The organism is Streptomyces torulosus (assembly GCF_001419765.1).
Lineage (GTDB): Bacteria > Actinomycetota > Actinomycetes > Streptomycetales > Streptomycetaceae > Streptomyces > Streptomyces torulosus.
Map to the genome: position 1 here is coordinate 1 of NZ_LIRK01000042.1, position 9,005 is coordinate 9,005.

The 9,005-nt window shown below is 69.3% G+C and carries 7 protein-coding genes, 1 tRNA gene and 1 pseudogene; 3 read left to right on the top strand and 6 right to left on the bottom strand.

Annotated features, from left to right (window positions below; genetic code table 11):
• Positions 1–120: 120 nt before the first annotated feature.
• From AOK23_RS04375 to AOK23_RS04390, 4 genes and pseudogenes are all read right to left on the bottom strand, one after another.
• Positions 121–486 (bottom strand): annotated as a pseudogene (locus tag AOK23_RS04375) (FtsW/RodA/SpoVE family cell cycle protein); the annotation flags it as partial.
• A gap of 27 nt (positions 487–513) precedes the next feature.
• The gene (locus tag AOK23_RS04380; protein ID WP_206336108.1) at positions 514–2,046 is read right to left on the bottom strand and encodes a Stp1/IreP family PP2C-type Ser/Thr phosphatase; all 1,533 of its coding nucleotides are present in this window, start codon (positions 2,044–2,046) and stop codon (positions 514–516) included.
• Between the two features lie 128 nt (positions 2,047–2,174).
• Positions 2,175–2,696 (bottom strand): FHA domain-containing protein FhaB/FipA, encoded by a 522-nt coding sequence (locus AOK23_RS04385; protein WP_055538165.1) that lies wholly within the window; start codon positions 2,694–2,696, stop codon positions 2,175–2,177.
• A 10-nt stretch (positions 2,697–2,706) separates the two neighbouring features.
• Positions 2,707–3,549, bottom strand: a complete 843-nt coding sequence (locus tag AOK23_RS04390; RefSeq protein WP_055711428.1) for an FhaA domain-containing protein — start codon at positions 3,547–3,549, stop codon at positions 2,707–2,709.
• A 484-nt stretch (positions 3,550–4,033) separates the two neighbouring features.
• Between AOK23_RS04390 and AOK23_RS04395 the strand changes: the two genes are divergently transcribed.
• Positions 4,034–4,117 (top strand) — tRNA-Leu (locus AOK23_RS04395).
• Positions 4,118–4,356: 239 nt separating this feature from the next.
• Here the strand turns inward: AOK23_RS04395 and AOK23_RS04400 are convergent.
• Positions 4,357–4,596 carry a hypothetical protein gene (locus AOK23_RS04400; protein ID WP_055711429.1) on the bottom strand — a complete coding sequence of 80 codons (240 nt, stop codon included), beginning with the start codon at positions 4,594–4,596 and terminating at the stop codon, positions 4,357–4,359.
• A gap of 343 nt (positions 4,597–4,939) precedes the next feature.
• Here AOK23_RS04400 and AOK23_RS04405 point away from each other — a divergent pair, with 343 nt between their 5' ends.
• On the top strand, positions 4,940–7,747 hold the full coding sequence (locus AOK23_RS04405; protein WP_055711430.1) for a beta-L-arabinofuranosidase domain-containing protein: 2,808 nt from the start codon (positions 4,940–4,942) through the stop codon (positions 7,745–7,747).
• Between the two features lie 123 nt (positions 7,748–7,870).
• On the opposite strand, the gene AOK23_RS04410 is transcribed toward AOK23_RS04405, so the two are convergent.
• Positions 7,871–8,524 carry an FMN-dependent NADH-azoreductase gene (locus AOK23_RS04410; RefSeq protein WP_055711431.1) on the bottom strand — a complete coding sequence of 218 codons (654 nt, stop codon included), beginning with the start codon at positions 8,522–8,524 and terminating at the stop codon, positions 7,871–7,873.
• 101 nt (positions 8,525–8,625) lie between these two features.
• Here AOK23_RS04410 and AOK23_RS04415 point away from each other — a divergent pair, with 101 nt between their 5' ends.
• Positions 8,626–9,003, top strand: a complete 378-nt coding sequence (locus tag AOK23_RS04415; protein WP_055711432.1) for a winged helix-turn-helix transcriptional regulator — start codon at positions 8,626–8,628, stop codon at positions 9,001–9,003.
• Positions 9,004–9,005: the final 2 nt, after the last annotated feature.

Sequence of the window (9,005 nt, forward strand, 5' to 3'; positions counted from 1 at the left end):
ACTTCGAGGCCTCGCCCCGGCAGCTGCTGAACTCCGCGATCGGCGTGGCCCTGTTCATCGCTGTTCTGATCCTCCTCAAGGACCACCGGGTCCTGCAGCGCTACACGTACATCTCCATGGCCGGGGCGAGGCCTCGAAGTACTCGCTGCGCAGCTGCAGCCGCTCCGACTGGTCCAGACGCCAGATGGCCACCAGCCCCAACCCGTTCAGGAGCGTTGCTAGCGGCAGCATCAGCGGGTCCGCGAACGGCGCGAACTTGCGGACGACGAGATGGCCGCCCAGGGCCATTACACCGAGGCCGATGCCGTAGGCGGCGAGGCCGGCCGGGATCTGGCCATTCATCGCGAGACCCACGTTGGCGTAGGCGAACACCGGAATGACGACCGCGAAAGCCAGCAGCGCCAGTTCGGTGTTGCGACGGCTCGGCGCGCCGATCGCGCCGATCGTGGACGTGTGCTGCGTCGACGTGTTGGTAGTACTGCTCATCGTGTGCGTGGGCCCCTCGCGGCTTGCCTACTGCTCACCGCACCGCGAGACCAGCTTCTGCTCCTCCTCCGAGAGGCTGGGGCCGGCTGACGGTGTGGGTGTGGACTGGGTCGGGCTCGGGGACGTCGACGGCTTCGACGTCGGGGACGGTGTGGCCTTGGACGTGAGGGAGGTCTTCGTGGTTCCCGTGGTGCCCCCGGCCTCGCCCGCACCGGTCTTGGCGTTGTTGTCCGCCGCCTCGCGGCGCTCGGCGCTCTTCTTGCACGCCGACGCCTGGGTGGCCAGTTCGTCGATCTTCCTCTTGGCGTTGTCCAGACCGCCCTCGGCGATCGTGGCTTCGACAAGCTTCTGCTGGTACGGCGGCAGGTACTTGAGTTCGATCTCGGGGTGGTCCTTCTCCACCTTCGAGAGCGAGATCCACGCCAGGTCCTGGCTGATGCCGCGGTACAGCGCGACATGGTCGTCGTTGGCGCCGACGTAGTACTGCGTCTGCGTCCAGCGGTATCCGCCGTAGAGGCCCCCGCCGATCACGGCGAGGCCGAGGATGCCGAAGAAGGATCTCTTGAGCCACCGGCCCTTCTTGCGCGGCTTGACGAAGTCGGTGTCGGAGTAGTTCCCGAAGCTGCCCGCCGCCGGCATGTACCCGGTGGTGTCGCCGGAGCCGGGCGGGCCGAACTCACCGCCACCGCCCTGCGGGTGCCCCTGGCGGCCGAGCCCGGAGGCGCGGCCGGCGGGGGTCTGCATGATGCCGTTGTCCTGGAGGTGGAGCTGGTTCTCGGCGACCGCGCCCACCACGACCGGGGTGTCGTGGAGCTGGCCGGCGAGGGTGTCGCCCGTGTCGAGGTCGAGGACGTCGGCGACGATGACCGTGATGTTGTCGGGGCCGCCGCCGCGCAGTGCGAGCTCGATCAGCTGCTGGACGGTCTCCTCGGGGCCCTGGTAGCTGGCGAGGGTGTCCTCCATCGTCTGGTGGGAGACCACGCCGGACAGGCCGTCGGAGCAGATCAGGTACCGGTCGCCGGCGCGGACCTCACGGATGGAGAGGTCGGGCTCGACGTGGTCGCCGCTGCCCAGCGCGCGCATCAGCAGGGAGCGCTGCGGGTGGGTCGTGGCCTCTTCCTCGGTGATGCGGCCCTCGTCGACCAGCCGCTGCACCCAGGTGTGGTCCTGGGTGATCTGGGTGAGGACGCCGTCGCGCAGGAGGTAGGCGCGGGAGTCGCCGACGTGGACGAGACCGAGGCGCTGGCCGGTCCACAGCAGGGCGGTGAGCGTGGTGCCCATGCCCTCCAGCTGGGGGTCCTCCTCGACCATGGCGCGCAGCTGTTCGTTGGCGCGCTGCACGGCGGTGCCGAGGGAGGTCAGGATGTCGGAGCCGGGGATGTCGTCGTCGAGCGTGACCAGGGTGGAGATCACCTCGGAGGAGGCGACCTCGCCGGCCGCCTGGCCGCCCATGCCGTCGGCGATCGCGAGCAGCCGCGGGCCGGCGTAGCCGGAGTCCTCGTTGCCCTCACGGATCATGCCTTTGTGCGATCCGGCGGCGAAGCGCAGTGACAGACTCATGCGCACCTCGCCCGTCGGCTCCGGGTACATCCGCACGGTGCCCACCCTCCGGTCGGGAGCGCGCCGGGGCCCCTGGTGGGGACCGCCGCTGCGTGCTCGCTCCGCTCGCGCCTATTCATGATGTAGCACTACTTCCGCAGCTCGATGACGGTCTTGCCGATGCGGATCGGCGCGCCCAGCGGGATCGGCGTGGGAGTCGTCAGTCGGTTCCGGTCGAGATACGTGCCGTTGGTGGACCCCAGGTCCTCGACGATCCACTGGCCGTCGCGGTCCGGGTAGATCCGGGCGTGCCGGCTGGAGGCGTAGTCGTCGTCCAGCACGATCGTGGAGTCGTGCGCGCGGCCCAGGGTGATGGTCTGGCCCTGCAGCGCGACGGTCGTCCCCGTCAGCGTGCCCTCGCTGACGACGAGCTTGGTGGGGGCGTTGCGCCCGCGGCGGCCGCCGGTGGCGGCGGGCTGCTGGCCGCGCTGCTGCGGCGGCGCGGCCTGCCGGGCGGCGTTCTGCGGCCGCGCGTTCTCCCGGCGCGACCCCCGCTGGGTGACGCGCGTACCGAACAGGTCGCTGCGGATGACCTGCACGGCCACGATCACGAACAGCCACAGTACGGCCAGGAACCCCAGCCGCATGACCGTGAGGGTCAGCTCTGACATTGCCCCCGCTTCACCCTTCGGCTTGCCGGTAAATGATGGTGGTGCTGCCCACGACGATCCGCGAGCCGTCGCGGAGCGTAGCGCGGGTGGTGTGCTGCCCGTCCACCACGATGCCGTTGGTGGACCCGAGATCCTGGATCGTCGAGGGCGTTCCGGTCCGGATCTCGCAGTGCCGGCGGGAGACGCCGGGGTCGTCGATCCGCACGTCGGCTTCGGTGCTGCGGCCCAGCACCAGCGTCGGGCGGGAGATCTGATGGCGGGTGCCATTGATCTCGATCCAGTAGCGCGTGCGTCCAGCGGCGCCCGGGGCTGCCCCGGCGCGCTGGAGGTAGGGGGCCGAGCCGGGACGGCCGCCGGGCGGCGGCGTGGCCGGCATGGGCGGGGCGCCGGTGGGCGCGCCGGTGGGCGGGTAGCCGTAGCCGCCGGGGCGGCCACCGCCGGCGTTCGCCGGGGCGCCCCCGGGGCCCTGCTGGTCGGTGGAGGAGGCGAGCGTACGGCTGCGCACCCGGTACAGGCCGGTGTCGAGGTCGTCCGCCTTCTCCAGGTGGACCTTGATGGGGCCCATGAAGGTGTACCGCTGCTGCTTGGCGTAGTCGCGCACCATGCCGGCGAGCTCGTCGCCGAGCTGGCCGGAGTAGGGGCTGAGGCGCTCGAAGTCGGGCGTGCTCAGTTCCACGATGAAGTCATTGGGGACGACCGTCCGGTCGCGGTTCCAGATGGTCGCGTTGTTGTCGCACTCACGCTGGAGCGCTCCCGCGATCTCCACGGGCTGGACCTCGGACTTGAACACCTTGGCGAAGGTGCCGTTGACCAGACCTTCGAGACGCTGCTCGAACTTCTTCAGGACTCCCATGGGGCACCTCCTCCGTCGTCACCGCTCTGCGTACTGCGTCCGTACTGCTTACTGATCGTATCCACGCGCCGGGAAATCGGCTGGTTCCCCCGGTCGGCCCCGTCGGCCGGTGTCACCGGCGCCGACGCCCACTGAGGTCCCCTCCCGGATTCCCACCGGAGCTCCTCTTCGAACTACTCCCGCCCGAACTCTGCCAAGGATCGTAGAGGCGGCACGAGACCAGTGTCCCGCACCTCACTGTGGACCCTGCCCTCCTCCAGTGGAGATGGCCGGGACCGGTACGAGGTTGATACGTGAACCAGCACTCGTTGATACGTGGCGGAACGGGGCAGGTGTTCGGCCCTCGCTGGTCGCTCCGGGGCCGGTGAGCCGGGGCGGGGGCGGCCACGGAAAGGGATGTGAACCCACCCTCTCCAGCGTGCTAATCTTCTGGATGTCGGAAGGCGCCAGCACCGAAAGGGCAGGGCCCGAGGACACACCCAATGCGCGGGTGGCGGAATAGGCAGACGCGCTGGATTCAGGTTCCAGTGCCCGCAAGGGCGTGGGGGTTCAACTCCCCCCTCGCGCACAGCGAAGCGGTTCCATCGTGAAGACGATGGGACCGCTTCTTTTTGTGTCCGCGGGGACTCCGGAGGCGCGACCGATACGACCGCCTGGTTGGTGAAGTGTGAGGAGTCTCTCAGCGGGTTCGGTAAGGGCTTTCGTTTTTTGGTGGCGCGAGACGGCGTGGGGGCGTGCCGAGTCTCCTGTGCGCGGGCGGGGCCGTGTTTCACGTGAAACGTCGCAGAGCGGTGTATCGGTGATGTTCTACGTGAAGCAGTGCGGGGCGTAGCTGGTGAGGCGACGCGCTCGGACCAGCAGGTCCTGGTAGACGGGGTGCTCGGCGATGGCGGGCTGCTGTTGTCCATGCGTGAGAGGGGGCGGGACGCGGTCGGAGCCGGCGATCAGACCGGTGCGGGTGTGTCGTATGACCGCGTGGAACTCCTGGCGCTCGCCGTCGGGGAGGGCTCGGGGTCGCAGGGTGCTGAACTCGATTGGGCTATCCATGGTCCGGACAGGATCAGCCGGTCGGCCTTCGCTTCGATCACCGGCCGCTGGGGTGGAGGTGTGGGCGGGGCGGTTGACCAGCGTCTATCGGGGTCGCCTGCGGGTGGATTCCCCGTGGCTCCTGGGGGCGCGTGGTGCCAGGTTCGCGCTGATTCGGTGCAACGTGCGCGGGTGGCGAAGGGTCTCCTGCCTGGGCGTGAGGCCTGTGAATTCCCGGCAGCACCGTTGACGCTCGCTCGCCCCCTGCCTATCTTCTGGTCGGCAAATCGTACAGCGTTCGTAATTTCGAATGATTGTTGTCTGGTCCCTTGCCCCCCACACACATGCCAGAGACGAGGCGCACATGGCTCCGCCCCTCTCCAGACGCTTTCTGCTCCAGTCCGCGATCGTCGCCGCGGTAGTACCCGGAGTCTCTTTCGGGGCGGGTGGTGGTCGTGCGGCCGCCGCCGTTCCGGCGCCGTCCACCTGGTCGGTGCGGCCCTTCGGGCTCAAGGACGTGACGCTCGGCCCTGGCCTGTTCGCCGACAAACGGCAGCTGATGCTCGACCACGGCCGCGGTTACGACGTCGACCGGTTGCTCCAGGTGTTCCGTGCCAACGCGGGGCTCTCCACCAGGGGCGCGGTCGCCCCCGGTGGCTGGGAGGGTCTCGACGGCGAGGCCAACGGCAACCTCCGGGGCCACTACACCGGGCACTTCCTGACGATGCTGGCCCAGGCCTACGCCGGCACCGGGGACACCGCGTACGCCGACCGGATCCGGAGCATGGTCGGCGCCCTGAGCGAGGTGCGCGAGGCGCTGCGCGGCGACCCGAAGGTGCTTGCCGTCACCGGGAAGTGGGGTGGCGCCCACGAGAACGTCCGGGGTTCGTACCAGTACGTCGACCTGCCGTCCGCCGTGCTCGGCGATGCCGCGGCGATCACCCTGTCGGTCTGGGTGAGGCCCACCCACAACGCCAATTGGCAGCGGGTCTTCGACTTCGGCGACAACACCACCCGGTACATGTACCTTGCCACCCGCAACGCCGACGGGGTGCCCCGGTTCGCTGTCACCACCAGCGGGCCGGGCGGCGAGCAGGGGCTCAACGGCACGGCCGCGCTCCCGCTGAACCAGTGGAGCCACTTGGCGGTGACCCTCTCAGGCTCCACGGGCACCCTCTACGTCAACGGCACAGCCGTCGCCCGGAACGCCTCGATGACGCTCGACCCGTCCGCCCTGGGCGCCCTGGCGAACAACTGGCTGGGCCGCTCGAACTTCTCCGGCGACCCGGTGTACGCGGGTGCCTTCGACGAGTTCAACGTCTGGTCACGGGCCCTCACGGCGGCCGAGATCACCTCGCTCCAGTCGAACGAGGCCAGGAAATCCTCTGCGGGGCTCGGCGACCTCGCGTCCTACGCGTTCGCGGCCACCGACAGCGGCACGTTCGCCGACGCCTCCGGACGCGGCCTCACCGCCACCCTGCGCCGCACCTGGGGCGGGCTGAGCCATCCCGGGTTCCTCGCCGCGTACCCGGAGACGCAGTTCATCGCGCTGGAGTCGATGACCAGCGGTGACTACACGAAGGTGTGGGCGCCGTACTACACCGCGCACAAGATCCTCAAGGGCCTGGTCGACGCCTATCTGGCCACCGACGACGCCCGGGCGCTGGACCTCGCGTCCGGCATGTGCGACTGGATGTACTCCCGGCTGTCCAAGCTGCCGGACGCCACGCTGCAGCGGATGTGGGGCATCTTCTCCAGCGGCGAGTTCGGCGGCATCGTCGAGACGATCGTCGACCTGTACACGATCACCGGGGAGGCCGATCACCTCGCCCTGGCCAAGCTCTTCGACCTCGACCGGCTCATCGACGCCTGCGCCGCGAACACCGACATCCTCGACGGCCTCCACGCCAACCAGCACATCCCGATCTTCACCGGGTACGTCCGCCTGTACGACGCGACGGGCGAGAGCCGCTATCTCACCGCCGCCAAGAACTTCTGGGACATGGTCGTCCCCCAGCGCATGTACGGCATCGGCGGGACGAGCACGGCCGAGTTCTGGAAGGCCCGCGGAGCCGTCTCCAGCACGATCAGCGACACCAACGCCGAGACCTGCTGCGCGTACAACATGCTCAAACTGAGCCGGATGCTGTTCTTCCACGAACAGGACCCGAAGTACATGGACTACTACGAGCGGGCCCTGTTCAACCAGGTGCTCGGCTCCAAGCAGGACACGGCCGACGCGGAGAAGCCGCTGGTCACGTACTTCATCGGCCTCAAGCCCGGCCATGTGCGCGACTACACCCCGAAGCAGGGCACGACCTGCTGCGAGGGAACGGGCATGGAGAGCGCGACGAAGTACCAGGACTCCGTGTACTTCGCGAAGGCCGACGGCAGCGCGCTGTACGTCAACCTGTACAGCGCCACCACGCTCGACTGGACCGCCCAGGGCGTGACGGTCACCCAGACCACCGACTACCCGCGCGAGCAGGGCTCCACGATCACCGTCGAGGGTGGTGGCGGCACCTTCGAGATGAAGCTGCGCGTGCCCTCCTGGGCGACCGCCGGGTTCCGGGTGACCGTCAACGGCAGCGCGGTGAGCGGGACGCCGGCCGCCGGGAGCTACTTCACGATCCCGTCCCGCACCTGGCGTGACGGGGACGTCGTACGCGTGACGATCCCGTTCCGGCTGCGGGTGGAGAAGGCCCTCGACGACCCGACCCTGCAGACCCTGTTCCACGGGCCGGTGAACCTGGTCGGCCGGAGCACCAGTACGAGCTATTTGTCCTTCGGCCTGTACGGCAACGCCGGACTCTCCGGTGACCTGCTGCCCTCCCTCACGCCGGTGAGCGGAAAGCCGTTGCACTACACGCTGGACGGCACCGAGTTCGCGCCCTTCCACGAGGGCACCGAGGATCCCACGCACGCGTACATCAGGCGTTCCGAACCGAAGGTCGTCCTCGGTGGCACCGACTCGGGCGTGGCCAACCCGGCGAAGTCCGACGGGACGACCCTGCTCGACGAGATCTGGGCGGGGGCGCCGTTCGCCGACAAGGGTGCGCTGGTCGCGCGCGTGCGGGCGACCGTGAACACCTGGGTGTCGGCCGGGCTGCTCGACCGGGCCGACGGGCAGAAGGTGGTCACGACCGCGCAGGACGCGTCCTACGAGGCCTGAGGGTCTTGAGCCTGTGTGGTGAGCCCGATCCTGAGGGGCGGCGCCGGTCTGGCGACCTCGTGGTGACGGGGTCGGCCGGCGCGCGGTGGGCAGGTGTGCCGCCGTGTGCCGGCCGGTCGTCGGTCACGCGGCCAGACGCTCCGCGAGGGTCTTCGCCTTGGTGGCCGCGTCGTCGAGGGCCTGGGCGCGGGAGGCCTCGGAGAGCGGGATCAGCTCGCTCATCGCCGGGTTGTGCGGCGCCATGGTCAGCTCCGGGACGATGAAGTCGACGTCCAGGCCGAGGGCGTCGGCGAGCACCGCGTTCAGGTAGTTCTGCACGTACTCGAAGGGCTCGCGCGGCGTGCCCGGCGCGTAGGAGCCGCCACGGCTGGCGACGACGGTCACGGGGGTGCCCTTCGCCTTCGAGTCCTCGGTCATGGCGGTACGGCCGATGAGGACCACGTTGTCCAGCCAGGCCTTGAGGGTCGACGGGATCGAGAAGTTGTACATGGGGGCGCCGATCAGGATCGCGTCGGCCTCCTCCAGCTCGGCGATGAGCTTCTCGCGCTCGGCGAAGGCGGCGGCCTGCTCCGGGGTGTGCGTGGCCGGGTCGGCGAAGCCGGCGGTGTGCGCGTCGGCGCTGATGTGCGGCACGGGGTCGACGTCGAGGTCGCGGTAGATGACCGTGCCGTCCGGATGCTGCTCCTCCCAGGCCTTGCGGAAGGTCTCCGTCACCGCGCGCGACGTCGAGGCGTCGATGGGGAAGACGGACGAGTCCAGGTGGAGAAGGGTGGCCATGGCGCACTCCAAGGAAGTCGCTTCGTTTTGGTACTCGACTATGGATAACACAGTCGCTTACTTTTTTTCATCCCCGAACGAGAGCCCAGTACGCTGGACACATGGCGGAAAAGCAGCAGGATCTCCGTGGTGCCGGTCCGTGCCAGCCGGTCGGAGAAGGCATGACGCGTGTGTTCGCTCTGCTCGGAAAGCGATGGACGGGCCTGATCGTGGCCGCGCTGATGCCGCATCCCGCGCACTTCGTCGACCTGCGTCGGGCGATCCCCGGCATCAGCGAGCGCATGCTCTCCGACCGCCTCACGGAACTCGCCGCGGCGGGCCTCGTCCTGCGCGAGGTCAACGAGGGGCCGCCCCTGCGGGTCACTTACCGCCTGACGGACGCGGGCGCCGCGCTGGACCCGGCGCTCCAGGAGCTCGCCGCATGGGCGAAGGTCCACCTGCCGCAGAGCTGGCCTTGCGCGGGGGCAGGGCGGGAGTAGGG

Bases quoted from the DNA above. Each gene is read 5' to 3' on its own strand.
- AOK23_RS04380 (WP_206336108.1), bottom strand. From the start codon at position 2,046: ATGAGTCTGTCACTGCGCTTCGCCGCCGGATCGCACAAAGGCATGATC.
- AOK23_RS04385 (WP_055538165.1), bottom strand. From the start codon at position 2,696: ATGTCAGAGCTGACCCTCACGGTCATGCGGCTGGGGTTCCTGGCCGTA.
- AOK23_RS04390 (WP_055711428.1), bottom strand. From the start codon at position 3,549: ATGGGAGTCCTGAAGAAGTTCGAGCAGCGTCTCGAAGGTCTGGTCAAC.
- AOK23_RS04400 (WP_055711429.1), bottom strand. From the start codon at position 4,596: ATGGATAGCCCAATCGAGTTCAGCACCCTGCGACCCCGAGCCCTCCCC.
- AOK23_RS04405 (WP_055711430.1), top strand. From the start codon at position 4,940: ATGGCTCCGCCCCTCTCCAGACGCTTTCTGCTCCAGTCCGCGATCGTC.
- AOK23_RS04410 (WP_055711431.1), bottom strand. From the start codon at position 8,524: ATGGCCACCCTTCTCCACCTGGACTCGTCCGTCTTCCCCATCGACGCC.
- AOK23_RS04415 (WP_055711432.1), top strand. From the start codon at position 8,626: ATGGCGGAAAAGCAGCAGGATCTCCGTGGTGCCGGTCCGTGCCAGCCG.